Annotated in this window: 21 protein-coding genes and 1 pseudogene; 15 read left to right on the forward strand and 7 right to left on the reverse strand. The window is 36.7% G+C overall.

Annotated features, from left to right (window positions below):
* Positions 1-3 precede the first annotated feature (3 nt).
* Positions 4-606 carry an HNH endonuclease signature motif containing protein gene (locus tag F938_RS02355; protein WP_005029084.1) on the forward strand — a complete coding sequence of 201 codons (603 nt, stop codon included), beginning with the start codon at positions 4-6 and terminating at the stop codon, positions 604-606.
* A gap of 78 nt (positions 607-684) precedes the next feature.
* A complete protein-coding gene (locus F938_RS02360; protein ID WP_005029087.1) occupies positions 685-972 on the forward strand; it encodes an HTH domain-containing protein in 288 nt (95 codons plus the stop codon).
* Here the strand turns inward: F938_RS02360 and F938_RS02365 are convergent.
* Positions 969-1,988 (reverse strand): site-specific integrase, encoded by a 1,020-nt coding sequence (locus F938_RS02365; RefSeq protein WP_005029089.1) that lies wholly within the window; start codon positions 1,986-1,988, stop codon positions 969-971. The two genes, F938_RS02360 and F938_RS02365, sit on opposite strands and share 4 nt — an antisense overlap.
* Positions 1,989-2,266: 278 nt before the next feature.
* Between F938_RS02365 and tusD the strand changes: the two genes are divergently transcribed.
* From tusD to F938_RS02385, 4 genes are all read left to right on the forward strand, one after another.
* Complete coding sequence (gene tusD / locus F938_RS02370; RefSeq protein WP_004830867.1) at positions 2,267-2,635, forward strand: sulfurtransferase complex subunit TusD; 369 nt, start codon at positions 2,267-2,269, stop codon at positions 2,633-2,635.
* 43 nt (positions 2,636-2,678) lie between these two features.
* Positions 2,679-3,029: a hypothetical protein gene (locus F938_RS02375; protein WP_005029092.1), complete on the forward strand. Its 351-nt coding sequence runs from the start codon at positions 2,679-2,681 to the stop codon at positions 3,027-3,029.
* 20 nt (positions 3,030-3,049) lie between these two features.
* Positions 3,050-3,334 carry a DsrH/TusB family sulfur metabolism protein gene (locus tag F938_RS02380; protein ID WP_005029094.1) on the forward strand — a complete coding sequence of 95 codons (285 nt, stop codon included), beginning with the start codon at positions 3,050-3,052 and terminating at the stop codon, positions 3,332-3,334.
* A 77-nt stretch (positions 3,335-3,411) separates the two neighbouring features.
* Entirely contained in the window at positions 3,412-3,723 is a 312-nt protein-coding gene (locus F938_RS02385) for a TusE/DsrC/DsvC family sulfur relay protein (protein WP_005029096.1), read from the forward strand.
* 78 nt (positions 3,724-3,801) lie between these two features.
* On the opposite strand, the gene F938_RS02390 is transcribed toward F938_RS02385, so the two are convergent.
* The 3 genes from F938_RS02390 to F938_RS02400 form a co-directional block, all read right to left on the reverse strand.
* Positions 3,802-5,145, reverse strand: a complete 1,344-nt coding sequence (locus tag F938_RS02390) for a metallopeptidase domain-containing protein (protein WP_005029098.1) — start codon at positions 5,143-5,145, stop codon at positions 3,802-3,804.
* A gap of 434 nt (positions 5,146-5,579) precedes the next feature.
* Positions 5,580-6,059 carry a winged helix-turn-helix transcriptional regulator gene (locus tag F938_RS02395; protein WP_005029101.1) on the reverse strand — a complete coding sequence of 160 codons (480 nt, stop codon included), beginning with the start codon at positions 6,057-6,059 and terminating at the stop codon, positions 5,580-5,582.
* 315 nt (positions 6,060-6,374) lie between these two features.
* On the reverse strand, positions 6,375-7,592 hold the full coding sequence (locus tag F938_RS02400) for an alkane 1-monooxygenase (protein WP_005029104.1): 1,218 nt from the start codon (positions 7,590-7,592) through the stop codon (positions 6,375-6,377).
* Positions 7,593-7,783: 191 nt separating this feature from the next.
* Here F938_RS02400 and F938_RS02405 point away from each other — a divergent pair, with 191 nt between their 5' ends.
* The gene (locus F938_RS02405; RefSeq protein WP_004830880.1) at positions 7,784-8,704 is read left to right on the forward strand and encodes an AraC family transcriptional regulator; all 921 of its coding nucleotides are present in this window, start codon (positions 7,784-7,786) and stop codon (positions 8,702-8,704) included.
* Between the two features lie 79 nt (positions 8,705-8,783).
* Here the strand turns inward: F938_RS02405 and F938_RS02410 are convergent, their stop codons facing one another.
* The 3 genes and pseudogenes from F938_RS02410 to F938_RS02420 form a co-directional block, all read right to left on the reverse strand.
* A complete protein-coding gene (locus F938_RS02410; RefSeq protein WP_005029107.1) occupies positions 8,784-10,658 on the reverse strand; it encodes a SurA N-terminal domain-containing protein in 1,875 nt (624 codons plus the stop codon).
* A gap of 130 nt (positions 10,659-10,788) precedes the next feature.
* Positions 10,789-11,061, reverse strand: coding sequence for an HU family DNA-binding protein (locus F938_RS02415; RefSeq protein ID WP_004720620.1), 273 nt, complete (start codon positions 11,059-11,061; stop codon positions 10,789-10,791).
* A 165-nt stretch (positions 11,062-11,226) separates the two neighbouring features.
* A pseudogene (locus F938_RS02420) lies at positions 11,227-11,610 on the reverse strand (phasin family protein); the annotation flags it as partial.
* Positions 11,611-11,976: 366 nt separating this feature from the next.
* Here F938_RS02420 and F938_RS02425 point away from each other — a divergent pair.
* From F938_RS02425 to fdx, 8 genes are all read left to right on the forward strand, one after another.
* A complete protein-coding gene (locus F938_RS02425) occupies positions 11,977-12,630 on the forward strand; it encodes a hypothetical protein (RefSeq protein ID WP_004830883.1) in 654 nt (217 codons plus the stop codon).
* 141 nt (positions 12,631-12,771) lie between these two features.
* Complete coding sequence (locus F938_RS02430) at positions 12,772-13,245, forward strand: Rrf2 family transcriptional regulator (protein ID WP_004830884.1); 474 nt, start codon at positions 12,772-12,774, stop codon at positions 13,243-13,245.
* Between the two features lies 1 nt (position 13,246).
* Positions 13,247-14,464, forward strand: coding sequence for an IscS subfamily cysteine desulfurase (locus tag F938_RS02435; RefSeq protein ID WP_004830885.1), 1,218 nt, complete (start codon positions 13,247-13,249; stop codon positions 14,462-14,464).
* 108 nt (positions 14,465-14,572) lie between these two features.
* Positions 14,573-14,959 carry a Fe-S cluster assembly scaffold IscU gene (iscU, locus tag F938_RS02440; RefSeq protein ID WP_004830886.1) on the forward strand — a complete coding sequence of 129 codons (387 nt, stop codon included), beginning with the start codon at positions 14,573-14,575 and terminating at the stop codon, positions 14,957-14,959.
* Between the two features lie 45 nt (positions 14,960-15,004).
* Entirely contained in the window at positions 15,005-15,325 is a 321-nt protein-coding gene (iscA, locus tag F938_RS02445; protein ID WP_004830887.1) for an iron-sulfur cluster assembly protein IscA, read from the forward strand.
* Positions 15,326-15,425: 100 nt separating this feature from the next.
* On the forward strand, positions 15,426-15,941 hold the full coding sequence (hscB, locus tag F938_RS02450; RefSeq protein ID WP_004830888.1) for a Fe-S protein assembly co-chaperone HscB: 516 nt from the start codon (positions 15,426-15,428) through the stop codon (positions 15,939-15,941).
* Positions 15,942-16,006: 65 nt separating this feature from the next.
* The gene (gene hscA, locus F938_RS02455; RefSeq protein ID WP_005029111.1) at positions 16,007-17,866 is read left to right on the forward strand and encodes a Fe-S protein assembly chaperone HscA; all 1,860 of its coding nucleotides are present in this window, start codon (positions 16,007-16,009) and stop codon (positions 17,864-17,866) included.
* Positions 17,867-17,883: 17 nt separating this feature from the next.
* A complete protein-coding gene (gene fdx / locus F938_RS02460) occupies positions 17,884-18,222 on the forward strand; it encodes an ISC system 2Fe-2S type ferredoxin (protein ID WP_004830890.1) in 339 nt (112 codons plus the stop codon).
* The last annotated feature ends 60 nt before the right edge of the window (positions 18,223-18,282 follow it).

Below are 18,282 nucleotides of genomic sequence, written 5' to 3' on the forward strand. Positions count from 1 at the left end.
TTTATGCCAAAGGGATCAGCAATAAAATATAGCCCAGAGCAATTAGATTTCATTAAATCAAACTGCTCATTGGGACGAAAAGAATTAACGGAAATAGTAAACACCAAATTTAATGAACAATTTAGTGTTGATCAGATCAAGTCATTATGCACTCGTAATAAATGGAATACTGGTCGAACAGGTTGTTTTCAGAAAGGATCTGTTCCATGGAATACTGGCACCAAAGGGCTTACTTCAGCGAATAAGACTAGCTTCAAGAAAGGACGTCCTACATGGAATGCTAAACCTCTAGGTTATGAGCGGATATGCTCAAAAGATGGATATGTTTTAGTAAAAATAGGTGAACCAGGTAAATTTGGATTAAAGCATAGAATTGTTTGGGAAAAAGTTAATGGACCAATTCCGGAAGGACAAGTAATTGCATTTAAAAACCAGGATAAAACAGATTGTCGAATAGAGAATTTGATTCTAATGAGCAAAGCTGAAATGGTTCGGTATAGCCAAAGTTTTCACAAACTTGCCACACCTCAAAACAATGAATCTTGTTTGTTAATGGCAAAGATTAAAAATGTTAAACATCAATTATATAAAAAGGTGAATGCATGAAAGTTCTTCTAAATACTCACCCTCTAATAGGTACGACATATTTAATTTGGGATGAGCTGAATAAATGGAGGAAGATTGATGGGTGTTCTTAAATATATTATCACTGTCGAAAGCGATAGTCCTCCACAAGTAATGCTCGGTCAAAATATTGGTGGTGGAATTGTTAAAGAATTGAAGGAAGTGGAAGTTGAATTAGTTTCTGCAGCACAGCTCGCCGAAAAATATAGTCTATCCACCACGACAATTAGAGACCGTCTCGCATCAATAGATCAAGGTACACCTGGCAAGGCATTATACAACCCTCGCTTAGCCCATGATTTACTTAGCATTAAAAATAAAAAAAGAGGCAGACCGAGAGCTAATTAGCTCTCACTGTCATTAAACATCTCAACTAAATCCTGCGCATCCGGATTGTAATAAGTGTTAATTAATATCCCAATTGTCTTATGTCCCGTAATTTTTGCTAAAACCTCAACCGGTAATTTACGAACCTTAACCATCCTTGTGATGGCTTCATGTCGAGTATCATGAAAATTGATTTCAGGCAGTTTTGCTTTTTTCTTAACCCTCATCCACATTGCACAAAATATATTCTTATCAATTGGCAACAATTTGTCATTTTCTGCAGGTATCAATGAGAGCAAGCGTTTGGCTTCTTTTGAAAGTGGTACGTTACGAGACTCACCATTTTTAGTCATTGGCAAATGAATAAAACCATCACGTAAATCTGCTCTACGCATAGATAATATCTCACCCTGCCTCATTGCTGTTTCCAGAGCAAACAAAAAAGCCCACGCGACATATTGTCTAGAACTGACAGGTGTTGTTGTACCGTCCCACTGCAACACTTTTAATAGAGTTTCTTGCTGTTCTGGTGAAATTCTTTGATCCCGTGATTTTTCTTTATTTGGCATTGTTACTGAGTGCCAAACGTTAGACTCAATCAAAAACAACTCTTTCATTGCATAGGTAAACACTGCAGAATAAATTGCATGTTCATTTCTTAATGTAGCTACTTTAACTTCTTTTTTTCTATTATTGCGCCATTCTGCAATATCTGCAGGCTTAAAATCATAAATTGACTTTTCAGCCAGGTTTGGAGCGATACGGTCTAAGTTTTTTATTTTAAAGTTGATGGTACGTGCCGATCGCATATGTCGACCGTGTTCTTCATAATATTTATTACATAATTGTCGAAATGGATAAGCAGGTTTTATACCTTGTTCAAGATCAGCTTTACCAGTTTTAAGTTCAAGTAGCTTAAGTGATGCCCATTGTTCACATTCTTTTGCAGTATCTCTGGTCGCTGAATATCTCTTATTATCAAAAGTTACAGTAATACGCCAACTTGATCCACGTTGTATTGGTTTTGGAAGCTTCATTATTGGTGCAGATTTGGTGTAGATTTAGATTTATTTTAGCTATTTTATGGAAAAAAGGAAGAAAATATAGGGAATTTAGTGCAGATTAAATAAGATCTATAGTGACTTTGGGATTTGAAAAATTTAACTAAGTTCCTGTTTATTAATATATTTTAATGATTTATTTTTTTTAAAATTGAGAATATCATAAAAATGTCACCTAAAATCATTGTATACTACCTATCATTATCAAGTTTGAATGTTGCAAACTGTCCATTCTCCAAGTGAATCGCCATCAAATGAGTACTTTATTACTAATCACTGCTGCTCCAAGTTCAATTCATGCATGGCATGCATTGGGGTTAGCTCAGGCTTTAAAAGCAAAAGATCAAGAATTTCGTGTGTTCTTCTATCAAGATGGTGTACAAGTTGCCAACAACTTGCAATGGATTCCTGATGATCAACGTAATTTATCTGTAGAGTGGCAAAAACTCGCAATTCGACTTCCTGTCTGTGTGAGTGCCGCTTTAGCGCGTGGAATAACAGATCAAGAAAATGCTAAACGCCATCAAATTCAAACACATAATCTTGCAAAAGGTTTTAATCTCGTTGGACTTGGAGAACTTGCAGATGCAGTCCAATCTACAGATCGTCTCATTCAATTCTAAGTTGATCTTCCCATTAGAGTGTTGCATTTAAAAGGTGATTTGTGTGAATACTGTACTCGTGGTTATAACCCAAGCAAACTTAACCAATCTGCAAGTTTATGAAAGCTTGTCTGCCACTATGGTTTTAGCTACTTTTGGTTGTAAAGTCAAAGTGTTACTCAAGGGTGCTGGACTAAGTTTGTTAAAATCCGAACTGGCGTTTGATGGTTTAAAACAAGCATTTAAACTCGCGTCAAACATGGTGGATAGCTTTGAATTTTATGATTTAACACCAGTTTTAGTAGAGAATATGAATAAAAGCTCTGCTTTTGTTACTCAATCACAACAAGAGATTGAGTTCATCAATTTGAATAGTGAATTTATTCAATCTTTTGATCGTGTTTTATATTGGTAAGATGGGCAAGGTAGATTTAAATGTCAGATAAAACACTTTACTTAATTCAATCATGCTTTTCACATACAGATCAAGTTTTAACCCAACTAGATCAAATATACTCAGTAGATGATCATATTCTTTTAATGGGAGATGCAGTGCTATATGTATGTGATCACCGTTTAGAAAAGAAAAAAAATCTGTATATCTTGGAAAATGATACAGAAATACTTGCCGAAAAAGTTCCTGAGCATTTTAAATTGATCAATTATGCGCAATTCGCAGAACTGATTTTAGACTTCACACGTTGTATCAGTTTAAAATAAACCGCTATTTTACCCTTTGTTATCTCCCAAGTAATTTAATTGCTTTCTCAATCGAGTTACATCATTTAGGTTGTTTTATGAGTTTAGAATTAGACCAAGACGGTCACTTAGTGGATTATACGGTTTGGAATGAACAGGTTGCTCAAGAGCTGGCACAGAGTTTAGAACTCGAGCTTACACCTTGGCATTTCGAAGTTTTATATGCAGTTCGTCAATTCTATACTCAATTTGGACACTCTCCTGCGACTCGCCCATTGATTAAATTTTTAATGAAAAGCGTAAGCCCTGAGATTGATAATGCAATGTTGCAACAAAAATTTAATACTGGACTGGTTGCTCGACATTTGAGTCGTTTGGCAGGTATTCCTAAACCCGCAAATTGTTTATGAACTATTTATATAAATTGATTCGTTCACATATGTATTAGCGTGAACGAATCCCTGTAGATTATGGCTTAGATAAATAGATTATTTCACTCTTTTTCTAAGTAAATCCCATTGGTATTTGAAAAAATAGCTCAACGAAAAAGTGGGATTGCGTATAGCCCTTGACTTAGTCTTACCATTTTTTTCTTTCTCATCAATTTTTCTATGATCATAATCTAAAAAATTACCTGTCAAACCCGGTAAAAACTGAAAAGACTTGCCTTGGGGATTAATTTTTTGGGAGTCAAACAAATGAATCAATCCAAAACGATGTCCCAACTCATGTACAACGACTTGATTAAATATATCTTCAGGGCATTTGAATAAGGTAACACTATCCCCACCACTACCAACGCCTTCTTCTTTAAAAACATTTGTTACAAAAACATAATTTTTAGCTGCCAAGCTTTTATCTTGGTATTTTTTATAAAATTTACTTAAATCATCTAAAAAATAGCTGGTATTATTTATATTAAGTTTATTTAAAGAAATATTTACATCAACATCATTTTTACGATACTTTCTAAAATCGAATGCTGGAGCATTTATTATTTCTACATTAATTAAGGCTTGGTTAAATGATCTATTTTGTAAAAAATCCTCATAATCATATGAACGTCTCGGTTTTTTTTCATTCGTAATCACATCTACAAAAATAACTTTTAAACTCGGAATCACAGCATTATGGTATAGCATGAGCTGACCGACAACTTCTTTACAACCATTTTTTTCTGCATAGACTAAAATCTCTTCATGGTTTTCCAATGCACTTTTACATGAGATATTAACTGCATTAGAAACTAAATATTTCTGATCATTTTCTTGATTTGATAATTTTTTGTTATTTCCAAAAGTACTAAGAAATCGATTAATATTCATTTCTGAAGGGTCAATCACAATATTTGGGTTTGATGCTTCAAACTTGAGAATAGTTCCATTATTTTTTAACTCAAATTCTTTATTTTTATCAATTGGATTTAATTCACCATCATTCTTGCCTTCAATTAGATTTAGCTCTAAATCTAGTGCTACACTATAGTTCTCACCTTGACCCGAACGATGAACATTAAGCCACTCTGTTGAATAAATCGCCAACCATGCAGGTATGTATTCTTTGCCATAAGGCAAAATTTTTGTTTTTTGTCCATGTGTATAAGTGCTTTTGAGTGTATCTATATCGCCAGTCACTAAAGCAACTTTAATCCTTTCTTCGCTAGATGTTAAGGGTTGATAATAGGTCATTTTTTTTAAAAATTCAGGTCGATACCAATCAAAACCATAACGACCATCAAACACTCTGTCCTCTGCACGTCTAAAATGAATTGTAAATTCTTGAAGACAGGTTTGACTTGTTTTTCCAACTGTTGGGCTTGATCCAATTGCCATATCATCGCTCCGTATTACATATTTCTAAGTTATTGAATTTTTAAATTTAAATAATTATCATTTGCCCAACACTTATGCCTTTCTATTAAAACAAATGGTTATTGATTGTTAATGATCTCAATATAAGTTTTAGGAAAAAATTTATTATTCAGGTTTAAACGCAAATTTTTTATTCAAGTTTGAATTATATATTTTTTAGTATCATGTGGTATAAATTTCACACACTTTAACAAAAATCACTATACTAAAATAGTAGGCAGGATTAGATGTGTGTCCAACATTCTTCTTAATATATAAACGCATGTATAAATGCTGTTATTTAAATAGCGTGTAATACAATTAAGCTTATTCAAAGATATTCAATTTTCTGTTCTGAACTGTTTTTAACGTTTTGATCATTCATATTCAATTCATGCTTGATTGATACAATCAAATCATGCCTGTTTACTTTTCTCCAAATATTTAAAAAATGCAGGTGTAACGATTGGCTTTACTTGACGTGCAGTAATCGCTTGCTGACATTCCGAACAGACCAAAATCGCAGTAAATTGATGCCCACATGTTGTATGTTCAAGTGCCATTGGTGCACCTAAGCCTTCATCCATCCACTTATCTGCCCATGTCACCATCGTCAGTAAAATTGGATAAAGCTCTAAGCCTTTCTCCGTTAAACGATATTCAAAACGCTCTTGTCGTTCAACATATGGAACTTTGTTAAGTATGCCATGCTCAACCAAACGCTTTAAACGTTCAGCAAGCACATGTCGGGTTACACCTAAATTTGCTTGAAAATCATCAAAACGACGCATTCCCATAAACGCATTACGAAGAATAAGCATCGTCCAACGATCGCCCAAAACTGACAATGTGCGCGCAATTGAACATGGTTGATTGCCTATTTCTTCCCACTTCATACAAACGTCCAGATAAGCTATTAGCATCTAAAATTACTTTATGTATACTATGAAAGAAACATGACAATAAAGATAGTATATTTAATGAGAATTTTTTTCTTTGAGTTAATTTTAATGAGCAAAATTTTTATCCTCCCCCATTACGTTATAAAGTATACACTATAATTAAATGATCAATTGCCTATCGATGATGATGCAGCTCAATGATGATTGAATAAAAACAATACATGTTATTCAATATTAAAATCGCAGGATATTTCAAAGAGTTAAATGCAATAAAAGCCCAATATTGGGCTTTTATTGCATGTTTCATGTTTAGTTGTTGAGCAATTTATCGATTACACCAAATTTCTTAAAAATACTGGCACGACGTTTTGAATAAATATTGGCTTTATTCAAATCACCTTTATAGTGATCAAATACACGTTTATCCATGATCTTGAACCACCAAGCAGGGATCAAGGCTGGCAATAACATACTTGCATAACCACTTGGTAACTCAGGTGCTTCATCAAAATGACGTAATGCCTGGAATGGACGTGTAGGATAAGCATGATGATCTGAATGACGCTGCAACTGATACAGGAACAAATTCGTCACAATATTATTATTATTCCAACTGTGTTCAGGCATGGTACGTTCATATTTACCTTTTTCATCCTTTTGACGCAATAAACCATAGTGTTCGATGTAGTTAATAATCTCAAACAGACCAATACTATATGCAGATTGCGTAGCCAAGTATGGCAAAATTCCTTTACCAAACAACCCCACCATTGACGAATGGAATGCCGCAGTCATGCCCCAACCTTGCAACAACTCATTGTCTTTACACCAAAATCCAAGCCCTTTTCGTTTAAGGCGGTTGGTTTCGATTTCAATTGCAGACTTAAATGATCCAATGACTGTTCGTGGTAAAAACTCATAAAAAGTTTCACCCATTTGTGAAGATGCAGGGTCTTCTGGAGTTGCTGCACGCTTATGGTGTCCATATGGATGCTCAATCCGGAAATGATTATAGCCAGATGGAACTAATGCCAAGTGTGACAAAATATGATCTATACGATCATGCTTATGACTGAGTTCATGCGCTGTATTGATGGCGATACCATTAATCGCCCCCATCGAAATACCCAAGAGTATCTTATCAAGCAATGAAGTCTGCTTACGACCAACCAAATAGCATGCATACACATTTGCTGCATATTGAATCGGAATAAAAGATTTAACTAATCGAGAATAATAAGGGTCTTGTTCAAGTAATTTTACATCTTCAGCAGTTGGATTGTTTTGATCTTTACCAATCAAGGAGTCGATGGCTGGAATAATCACATGCAAGACAATCGGACCACCCAGTGCAAACACTTTTTTAAGTGGCTTAGGCGCAACATGATAGCCCGCTAAAATCCCTAAACCAATCACTGGCAAAGATGGACTAATCATCCAAAGGTAACGCTTCTTATCAAGTGCCAAACCTGACTTTGGTTTTATGTCCAGCAATTGCTGTTCAGTCAGTTGAACTGGTGCATTCATGGCTGTATCTTCCCTATCTTTCTACTTACCTATATATTTAAATAAAGATCACTTGAAAGACAGTTGTAAGCGTCCATAAAACCTATGAAAAAGTCTTTGGCATCTTCAACATAGAGATTGTCCTTTACGCACATGTTTTAATGACATCAAACCTTTTTATTATTTGAAAATAGGAAATTTAAACCATACTTATGGATGCTTTAAGTAAAATTTTTGATGATATTCATCTCAACCATTCAGAATATATTTATCTTCAAGCGCAAGGGGATTGGTCATTTCAAAGCCCTAAACAAGAAGCTGTCATTGCACATATTGTCTTATATGGTCACGCTTATTTAGAGTTTTCCCCATCGATGCATGTCACCTTACACACAGGTGATATGTTTTTAATTCCTGCAGGTTTAGCCCACACCGTAAAAAATCAGCCCAATACACAACTGGTCGAAAACTTAAATATTGAATCTCTGTTTGATGGACTTAGACAGGATGCCATTGAATTTGGTCAGGGAAGCTCAGAAAAAACTTTAATACTTACTGTCCGATGCCATATGAATGCCATTATGGCACGCCCATTAATCAATGCACTTCCTCCCTTTCTACACATTCAAAATGCGCTGAGTGATGAAGCACCTGAGTGGCTTAAAATTGGACTTTATTTTGTATCCGCTGAAACGCGTAGAACTGTCGCAGGCAAAAATAAGATCATGGATCATGTGGTCAGCATTTTAATGATTGAGTCTGTACGAGATTACATTGAGCAAATGCAAGATCATAATAACTGGTTGAATGCTTTGATTCATCCTGAACTATCAAATGCCTTGGCAGCCATCCATAGCCAACCCCAACATAACTGGACTGTTGAAAGTTTAGCTGAAACCTGTTGTATGTCCCGCTCAAAATTTGCCAGCCTGTTTAACCAAATTATTGGCGAGACACCATTGGCTTATTTACAACAACATCGTTTACGTCTTGCCAGTCAACTGCTCAAACAAGGTCAACTCTCTATTCAACAAATTGCCCACCAAGTGGGCTATTCTTCTGAAACCGCATTCAGTCAAGCATTCAAAAAACAATTTGAGCTTAGCCCGAGTCAATACCGCAATCAACTCTAAAACTTTACGAGGCAGCTACAGAATACATAATCCAATAAAAAAAGCGCCGAAGCGCTTTTTTTATTGGATGTTTTCTCAATTATTTAATCTTAGCTTGAGATTTTAAATAACGAGAATAATCATCAAGCAATTGTTCACCACGGAATTTTTGGTACATTTGAGTCAACTGTTGAACTTCAGCAGGATTCATTTGGGCAATATCTACTTTTTTCACATTGGCAACCGCTACAACAACCAATTCATCAGGTAACTTCGCAGTAGTTACAGACCACATACCTGCTTTGGGTACAGGCTGACTAAATGCAGCACGCTCAATTTCGCGTTTAAGCCCCTGTGAACGCGTAAATGTCCCTGCATGTACAAAATTAGATTGGTATTTCGCTGTCACTGCTTGTGCAGGTAACTTTTTAAAATCTTCAATCATTGCATTTAATTTTGCATGTGCTGCATCAAATGCTTTTTGTTCAATCAACTGTGCTTTTACACGCGCTGTTGCCTGAGCCAGAGGTTGAGTGCCCGCTGGGTGGTATTTACGAACTTTTATCCATACCACATCACCATTGGCAGTTTGTATATTACCTGAAGCTGTTGTATTGCCGTTTTTAATATCTTCAGCAAATAATTTCGTTTTAACCGCAGGATCTGCTAAAACTGGATTAGTTGTTGCTAAATTCACATTCTTCGCTGATTGGACCTGTACTGTTTTCACTGCTTGTGCCACAACATCAAGCGAATCGCTATTCACAACCTGGTCATTTAAACTATTTACAGTATCAGAGAAGTAATTTGCAGATTTGTTTTTCAGCACTTCGGCTGTTAATTCTGCTTTTTTGCTTTCCAATGATGGAATTGTTCCAGCGGGTGTATTGACTTCAATAATATGATAGCCGAACTCTGTTTTTACAGGTTTCGCCACTTGACCATTCGCAGTTGAAGCCACAGCTTTATCAAAATCAGCACCAAACACACCTGGAGCATAGGCTGCAAGTGCACCACCTTTTGCTTTAGAATCTGGATCTTCAGAATATTGTGCAGCCGCTTGAGCAAAAGTCATACCTGCTTGAATTTTTGCATAAACCTCATTCGCCAAAGTTGCAGCTTGCTCAGGACTACGTGAATCCGTTGTAATCAGGATGTGTTTTACATCATGCTTTAAATTTTGCTTATATTTTTCTACAAATTGCGCATAGGCTTGATTTAACTCCGCATCAGACACCGCAGCATTTGGTTGAGTCAATGTCGCAGGACTAAGCACAACATAATCAACATCTACAGCCGCAACCTGTTTAAATTTATTGAGATGTTTGTTGTAATAATCCGCAATTTCTTGATTCGTCACTTTAACATTCGCTTTATAATCATCCAGCTTCACACTCGATAAAAATAATTCACGTTGTTCAGATTGAAGATTAGCAATTTGTTGAATATCAGATTTACTAATCAAAGCATTATCTGAAATCGTTGAACTCAGAATACTCAATGCAAAATCTTGACGAATATTTTGAATAAATGCCTGACTGGTTAAGCCTTGTGAACGTAAATAATTCGCATATAGATTATTCGAAAATTTACCATTTTCCTGAAAAGCAGGAATCTGTGCAATTTTCTGTTCAATCTGAGTATCGCTTAAAGTCACACCTAATTTATCTGCCTGCTGTCTTAGAAGACTTTGACTGATCAGATAATCAAGTGCTTTATTTGCAATAAATTCTTTATTCAACAGTGACTCGTCCCCATGCACACTAGGATTTGCCAATAATTGATCCGTATAGCTTTTGGTGACCGTTTCTAACTCTTTTTTAGAAATATCTTGACCATTAACAGTTTTAGCGACATCTGCTTTTTGCCCACCACTGAAATAACCTTCAATACCGACCACGGCAAATGGCGCTAAAAATAACACAAGGAGAACTTTACCAAACCAGCCCCTTATGAGAGTGCGAAACGATTCCATGAGTATTCCAATATTATATTTCGTAAGGATTCTAACTGAAATTGTGAAATGAATGAACGAGCAATCACTGATAATTTAATTTTATTTCATAAAAAACGCGCCACGAGGGCGCGCTTTCGATAAGCTCAGATTAAGCTACTGAGTCTTTTAAGCCTTTACCAGCTTTAAAGCTAGGTACTTTGCTTGCTTTAATCTGAAGCTCTTCACCAGTTTTAGGGTTACGACCAGTACGTGCAGCACGGTCTTTAACACTAAAAGTACCAAAGCCTACTAAAGTCACTGTGTCGCCTTTTTTAAGCGCTTCACCAATTGAAGCAATAGTCGCATCTAATGCTTTACCTGCATCAGACTTTGACAATCCCCCTTTTTCTGCAATCGCATCGATTAATTCTGATTTATTCATGAAGATTACGTCCTCTTATTTCGTTTGTTTAAGTTCCAAGGCTGTAGATCAAAGGCCATGACGACTTTATAGCAATGCTTTGGGGGGAAACGCAAGACTCCAAACACGCTTTTCTCAAAAATTACGACTAAAAATGAGTTTTTTTTTTGATTCACCCCAATTATTTCATTTTTTGAGCAACTGCTCTCGTAAGTTTTGGTTCTCTTCTACTAAGGCATCCACCTTGTGATGTAATTGCATTATTAAGTTCTCTAGGTGCTGAAGATCCTTTGCAGTGACCAAACCAATTCGATTAAGCGAATGATTTACGCCATGATCGAGAAGCTTTTCTACCTTGTCCTTAGTTTCTGTGACAGACTCTTTAGTTTTCTCCGACACTTTGTTCACTGTTTGATCAGCAACTTCAACCGTTTTTGATTCAAGCTCTTCTCCAACTTTGACTAAAGAGTCAAATAACTTATTGCCTTCTTCTTCAGCACGCGAAAAAGCCCCCAACCCGGCCAACCAAATCTGTTTTGTATATTTTCTAAAATCCAATGCTGATTTTTTATGATGTCTAGGTTTTGTATGTGATACATGCTGTTCATTTTGGTCTTCCTGAAGACCGAATTGTTCTTTATTGCTCTTTTTCATATCCTGCTCCATTTGCCCAAAACTCCAGCTTTTAATGACCTATATGACCAAATTATGTAGAAAATATATCTATAATATCAAATAAAACTATTGAACCTTTTGCTAAACTGTTCTACAAAAGCAAAGTAATTGTTTAATGTTAAGGAACACTTGCCAATTCAACAATGGTCATTCAATTATTTTTTTTATATGATTGTTGAAATAATGTGTTTCATATCACAGATGAAATTGTTTCAAAGTTATTTTAGAGATCGGATTCTCAATTTGTTATAGGAATGTTTTATGAATGAATCGCAACAAAAGCAAGGTCACTCTCGTTTGTTGCTAAACATTGTCATGATTATCTTGGAAACCATTTATTCTTTTGTATTAAAACATGATCGTGTTGTTCGCTTACAAGCTAAAAAATTTGTCGAACAGCAAATGACCATCAAGATAAATAGTTACATTCCTTATTTTGATTTCTATATTCAATTTACAGACCGTGGCATTTTGTTTGACTTGCAAGCGCCAGAAAAACCTGTCGATCTTTCTGTGAGTAGCACATTAATTGATTTAATTCAGATTTTTGTTTTTGCCAATCGCCGTAGTATGAAAAAAATGCGTTTGGAAGGTAGTGATATGGTGAAAGATCAATTTCGTGATCTGGTCATTCATTTAACTGCACCCAAACTCTTGTCCGATTGGAAACAGTGGTTAACTCATCCTGATGATGACAGTCAGACACGTGCATCAAAAAAACGTATTGCACCCTTACTTGAAAAAATTGATCAGCAACGCTCAAAGATCAACACCCTTCAGGTTGAGGTGAAGCAATATCAAAATCGAGTTCGACGTCTGCAGCAAAATCAACAGCGTTTATATACGGCTTTAGGTGTAATAGGCTTTCTATTTGTTGCACTAATCATGTATAATTTATGGCAAATATTCATGTAAAATATTTTATTAGATTTCATCCTTATAACAATAATAATTAATTCTGACTAATTTAGTCAGAATTAATCTTAAAAATACTTGACTAATTTAGTCAGGATTCATAAAATTCATACATCTAGTCTAAAACATGTGTATCGAATCATGCGCCTAACTACTCGCGGTCGCTATGCAGTGACTGCACTACTCGACCTAGCATTGCAGCCTACTGAACAAACGATTACGCTTGCAGAAATTGCAGCCCGCCAAACGATCTCTGTCGCTTATCTTGAACAATTGTTCGCTAAATTAAAGCGTCATGGCTTAGTTTCAAGTGTTCGTGGCGCGAATGGTGGCTATCACTTAGCGCGTCATGCTGAAGAAATTACTGTCTTAGAAATTATTGAAGCTGTAAATGAAACTGTGGATGCAACTCGTTGTGATCATAAAGGCAATTGCCAAAATGGTGCGATGTGTTTAACTCACGATTTATGGCAAGAACTCTCTCTCCATATTGCCGATTATTTAGCTAAAATCACCCTTGCCGATTTAGTCGCACGCGACAATGTACAAACCGTTGCGGTTCGCCAAAATTCAGCACCACATGATTCAGCCCTTTTATCGGTTACAGGTATTTGACATGAAACGTCCGATTTATCTTGACTATGCAGCAACTACGCCTGTTGATCCTCAAGTAGCAGAACGCATGATGGAGTGTTTAACCTTTGATGGTACCTTCGGAAATGCAGCTTCTCGCTCTCATGCTTATGGATGGCAAGCTGAAGAAAAAGTTGAATATGCACGTGAACAAGTCGCAAATTTAGTTAAAGCTGATCCACGAGAAATCGTATGGACATCAGGTGCTACTGAATCTGATAACCTTGCGCTAAAAGGTATTGCTCAATTTTATGGTTCGAAAGGCAAGCATATCATTACCAGTAAAATTGAACATAAAGCAATTTTAGATACCTGCCGTGAATTGGAAGAAGAAGGTTTTGAGATTACTTATCTTGAACCAGAACCTAGAACAGGTTTAATTACGCCAGAAATGGTTCAAGCTGCACTTCGTCCAGACACCATTCTTGTTTCATTAATGATGGTGAATAATGAAATCGGTACAGTAACTGATGTTGCTGCGATTGGTGAACTTACTCGCGCCAACAAAACCTACTTCCATGTAGATGCTGCGCAAGCTGCTGGTAAAGTTGAAATTGATCTTTCAACCATGAAAGTAGACTTGATGAGCTTCTCTGGTCATAAAGTTTATGGACCTAAAGGCATCGGCGCATTATTTGTACGTCGTAGCCCTCGCGTACGTCTTAAAGCACAAATTCACGGTGGTGGTCATGAACGTGGTATGCGTTCAGGCACACTTGCTACTCACCAGATTGTAGGTATGGGTGAAGCATTTGAACTTGCAGGTAAAAACTTACATGCAGAACAAGCGCGCTTACGTGTACTTCGTGACAAGCTTTGGAATGGTTTACAAGATTTAGAACAAGTGTTCTTAAATGGTCACCCTGAATATAACGTTGCAAACTACTTAAATGTAAGTTTCAACTTTGTTGAAGGCGAATCATTGATGATGGCATTGAAAGATGTTGCGGTTTCATCAGGTTCAGCATGTACATCTGCAACACTTGAACCATCTTATGTGCTTCGCGCACTTGGTCTTTCTGATGAGTTGGCGCATAGCTCAATTCGTTTCAGCTTCGGTCATTATACGACTGAAGAAGACATTGACCATGTGATTAAAATTTCTAAAGCTGCTGTAGAGAAATTACGTGAACTTTCTCCGCTTTGGGATATGTACAAAGAAGGTATCGACTTAAATTCAGTTGAATGGGCTGAACACTAAGTTTCTAAAATCAAACACGGCATTTTATTGAAAATCAGTGAAATGCCACCATATTAGACTGTAGCAATACATATTATTAACGCTGACCCCGAGGTTTGGAGAAGCATCATGGCTTATAGTGAAAAAGTAATTGATCATTACGAAAACCCTCGTAATGTTGGTGTTTTGGATAAAAATGCAGAAAATGTTGGTACAGGTATGGTGGGTGCACCTGCATGTGGCGATGTGATGCGTTTACAGATCCAAGTAAATGACAATGGTGTGATCGAAGAAGCACGCTTTAAGACTTATGGTTGTGGCTCTGCAATTGCATCCAGCTCATTAGTCACCGAATGGTTAAAAGGTAAAACTTTAGACGAAGCACAAGCGATTAAAAATATTGATATCGCAACTGAACTTGCTCTTCCTCCTGTAAAAGTGCACTGTTCTGTACTTGCAGAAGATGCAATCAAAGCTGCTGTTGAAGATTACCGTAACAAGAAAACTAAAGCTTAATATCTGTTGTTTAAGTTTTACAGATAATTTTTTAATGGAGTTTTCATGATCAATTTAACTGAAAATGCTGCAACTCATATCAGCAATTACTTAAAGAATCGCGGTAAGGGTGAAGGTATTCGTCTTGGTGTGAAAACTTCAGGCTGTTCTGGTTTGGCATATGTACTTGAGTTTGTTGATGATATCGATGAACACGATCAAATTTTTGAACAGTTTGGTGTTAAAGTTTTTGTAGACCCTAAAAGCTTGGTGTATCTCGATGGCATGGAAATGGACTATGTAAAAAATGGTCTAAATGAAGGTTTCGAGTTTAATAACCCCAATAAAAAAGGTGAATGTGGTTGTGGTGAATCTTTCACTGTATAATCACCCTGCACTTTTTTCATGTTAAAACAGTGTCTTGCACTGTTTTAATCATATTTAATTACCCTGTTTTCTTGTAAAACATCGTGGATGAGTATCTCCCATGAGTCATTTTGAGTTGTTCGATCTCCCTGAAGCACTCGATATTGATTTAGCAACATTAAAAGCTAATTTCTTAAACTTGCAACAGCAATATCATCCTGATAAATCGGATGATAAAGACAAAGCTTTAATTAAATCGAGTGAGATTAATCAAGCGTATAAAGCCCTATCTCATGTAGATAGCCGTGCAGCATATTTACTTTCACTCAAAAAGCAAGATCATCATTTAGATCAATCCATTAATGATTTTGAATTTTTGCAGTCTGCCCTCGAAATTCGTGAGCAACTCGATGAAGCAACCAATACAGAACAGTTGCATTCTCTCAAAAAAGAAGTGCAACAATGGATCGATGGCTTAGTTCGTGAATTCAAAATTGATTTTGATGAAGAAGACTGGGCTGAAGCACGTGATACTGTACGAAAATTGCGTTTTTTCCAAAAAGTCATGAATGATATTGATAAAGCCGAAGATCAACTTCTTGATGATGAAGATTTTAGCTTAGATGATGATTTCTAACTTTTAATTTTAACTACATGTTGAACATGACTTTGTTTTTAGCTTTTATTTTAAGGATGTAACAAATGGCACTCTTGCAAATTGCTGAACCAGGACAATCAAGTGCGCCACACGAACACCGTATTGCCATTGGAATAGACTTGGGTACAACGCATTCGTTGGTTGCTACAGTACTTTCAGGCAAAGCCAAAGTGCTGAATGATGAACAAGGTCGTGTGTTACTTCCCTCTATTGTGCATTATTCTAAAAACTCAACAGAATACGGTGATGCTGCAAAACCATTCATCACAACTGATCCCAAAAATACGATCGTTTCTGTAAAACGTTTTATGGGGCGTTCAAAAGCTGATATTAAATTTCAACATCCGCATACTTTAACAGGCACTGATAATGAAATGCCGACTTTTGAAACCACACAAGGTCGAAAAACACCTGTAGAAATCTCAGCTGAAATTTTAAAGCAATTAAAAGATCGTGCTGAAAAGAGTCTAAGTAATCCTGTAAATGGTGCTGTCATTACAGTTCCTGCATATTTCGATGAAGCTCAGCGCCAAGCTACACGTGATGCAGCAGAATTGGCGGGGCTGAATGTATTACGCTTATTAAACGAACCTACTGCGGCAGCCGTAGCCTATGGTTTAGATCAAGACACCAACCTTGCAACAGATCGTAATTACGTCATCTACGATTTAGGTGGCGGTACTTTTGACGTTTCTATCTTACGTTTCTCGCAAGGTGTTTTTGAAGTTTTAGCCACAGGTGGTCACACCGCACTCGGCGGCGATGATTTAGATCGTTTGATTGTGAAATGGGCAAAAAAACAACTTAATATTGAGACTTTGGATGATGCAGAATATGCACATTTCATAGTTTCTGCACGCAAAGCCAAAGAAGGCTTGAGTGATGCAGAATCTGTTGATATAAAAGTACTGACACACCATCTTACACTAGATCGCGCAACCTTTGAACAAATTATCCAAGTAGCACTTGATAAAACAATAAGTGTATGTAAACGCGTAATGCGCGATGCAAAGCTTACACTTGATGATATTCAAAATGTGGTACTTGTAGGTGGCTCTACTCGTTCTTATGCTGTTCAAAAAGCCGTTCGTGAAGTATTTAACCAAGAACCACTCTGTACAATTAATCCTGATGAAGTCGTTGCCATTGGAGCATCTATTACGGCTAATCAACTGATTGGCAATTCAAAAGATGGTTCATTACTGCTCGATGTAACCCCTCTTTCACTGGGTCTTGAAACCATGGGTGGGCTGGTTGAGCGTCTAATTTCTCGCAATACAGCAATCCCTGTAGCACGCCGTCAAGAATTCACTACCTATCAAGATGGTCAAACTGCCATGTTGATTCATGTTGTTCAAGGTGAACGTGATTTGGTCGAGCATTGTCGTAGCTTAGGGCGCTTTGTATTACACGGCATTCCACCTATGACCGCTGGTCAAGCGCGTATAGAAGTGACATTCCAAGTTGATGCCGATGGTTTACTTTCCGTGTCTGCAAAAGAAACCACTTCTGGTGTTCATGCCAAGATTGACATCAAACCTTCTTACGGTCTTTCAGAAGCAGATACCGAACGGCTTTTAATTGATGGTTATAAGTTCGCTGAAGAAGACAAGCATTTACGTCACTTGAATGAAACAAAGGTTGAGGCTCGTCGTGAACTCGAGGCATTAGAACAAGCATTGAAAGTGGACAGCAAATTACTCGATCCTGAACAATTGCAAGGATTAAATCTTGCAGCCGAACATTTAAAAGTACAGCTTGAAACAGACGATATCAAATCTATCGAACATGCTGTTGAGCAATTAAAAATTCATAGTGATGCTTTTGCTGCAGAACGAATGAATCAGCATATCGATCAAGCGCTCAAAGGCACTAAACTTGATGACTGGTCAAACTCAAACTAATTTATAAGGTAAAGACTATGCCACGTATTAAAGTACTACCTCATGCAACAATTTGTCCGAATGGTGCTGAGTTTGAAGTTGAACCAAATGCCAATCTTTGCCAAAGCTTATTAAGCAATGGTATTAAAATTGAACATGCCTGCGATATGTCTAAGGCATGTACAACATGTCATGTCATTGTACGCAAAGGTTTTGATGCACTTGAAGAAATGGATGATATTGAAGCGGATTTACTTGATCGTGCTTGGGGCTTAGAACCTGACTCACGACTTTCTTGCCAAGTTAAAATCACAGATGAAGATATGGAAGTTGAAATTCCTAAATACACCATTAACCATGCTTCTGAAAACCACTAAATAATTTTTAAAAGTGCTGAATAAAAAGCAAATAAAAACCACTCAACATGAGTGGTTTTT

Source organism: Acinetobacter bereziniae LMG 1003 = CIP 70.12 (genome assembly GCF_000368925.1).
Lineage (GTDB): Bacteria > Pseudomonadota > Gammaproteobacteria > Pseudomonadales > Moraxellaceae > Acinetobacter > Acinetobacter bereziniae.

Excerpts from the sequence above, each read along its gene's own strand:
- iscA (WP_004830887.1), top strand. The coding sequence starts at position 15,005 with ATGATCAATTTAACTGAAAATGCTGCAACTCATATCAGCAATTACTTA.
- tusD (WP_004830867.1), top strand. The coding sequence starts at position 2,267 with ATGAGTACTTTATTACTAATCACTGCTGCTCCAAGTTCAATTCATGCA.
- F938_RS02430 (WP_004830884.1), top strand. The coding sequence starts at position 12,772 with ATGCGCCTAACTACTCGCGGTCGCTATGCAGTGACTGCACTACTCGAC.
- F938_RS02395 (WP_005029101.1), bottom strand. The coding sequence starts at position 6,059 with ATGAAGTGGGAAGAAATAGGCAATCAACCATGTTCAATTGCGCGCACA.
- hscA (WP_005029111.1), top strand. The coding sequence starts at position 16,007 with ATGGCACTCTTGCAAATTGCTGAACCAGGACAATCAAGTGCGCCACAC.
- F938_RS02360 (WP_005029087.1), top strand. The coding sequence starts at position 685 with ATGGGTGTTCTTAAATATATTATCACTGTCGAAAGCGATAGTCCTCCA.
- F938_RS02385 (WP_005029096.1), top strand. The coding sequence starts at position 3,412 with ATGAGTTTAGAATTAGACCAAGACGGTCACTTAGTGGATTATACGGTT.
- F938_RS02365 (WP_005029089.1), bottom strand. The coding sequence starts at position 1,988 with ATGAAGCTTCCAAAACCAATACAACGTGGATCAAGTTGGCGTATTACT.
- F938_RS02425 (WP_004830883.1), top strand. The coding sequence starts at position 11,977 with ATGAATGAATCGCAACAAAAGCAAGGTCACTCTCGTTTGTTGCTAAAC.
- fdx (WP_004830890.1), top strand. The coding sequence starts at position 17,884 with ATGCCACGTATTAAAGTACTACCTCATGCAACAATTTGTCCGAATGGT.
- F938_RS02355 (WP_005029084.1), top strand. The coding sequence starts at position 4 with ATGCCAAAGGGATCAGCAATAAAATATAGCCCAGAGCAATTAGATTTC.
- F938_RS02390 (WP_005029098.1), bottom strand. The coding sequence starts at position 5,145 with ATGGCAATTGGATCAAGCCCAACAGTTGGAAAAACAAGTCAAACCTGT.
- F938_RS02400 (WP_005029104.1), bottom strand. The coding sequence starts at position 7,592 with ATGAATGCACCAGTTCAACTGACTGAACAGCAATTGCTGGACATAAAA.
- F938_RS02410 (WP_005029107.1), bottom strand. The coding sequence starts at position 10,658 with ATGGAATCGTTTCGCACTCTCATAAGGGGCTGGTTTGGTAAAGTTCTC.
- hscB (WP_004830888.1), top strand. The coding sequence starts at position 15,426 with ATGAGTCATTTTGAGTTGTTCGATCTCCCTGAAGCACTCGATATTGAT.
- F938_RS02380 (WP_005029094.1), top strand. The coding sequence starts at position 3,050 with ATGTCAGATAAAACACTTTACTTAATTCAATCATGCTTTTCACATACA.
- F938_RS02415 (WP_004720620.1), bottom strand. The coding sequence starts at position 11,061 with ATGAATAAATCAGAATTAATCGATGCGATTGCAGAAAAAGGGGGATTG.
- F938_RS02435 (WP_004830885.1), top strand. The coding sequence starts at position 13,247 with ATGAAACGTCCGATTTATCTTGACTATGCAGCAACTACGCCTGTTGAT.
- F938_RS02405 (WP_004830880.1), top strand. The coding sequence starts at position 7,784 with ATGGATGCTTTAAGTAAAATTTTTGATGATATTCATCTCAACCATTCA.
- iscU (WP_004830886.1), top strand. The coding sequence starts at position 14,573 with ATGGCTTATAGTGAAAAAGTAATTGATCATTACGAAAACCCTCGTAAT.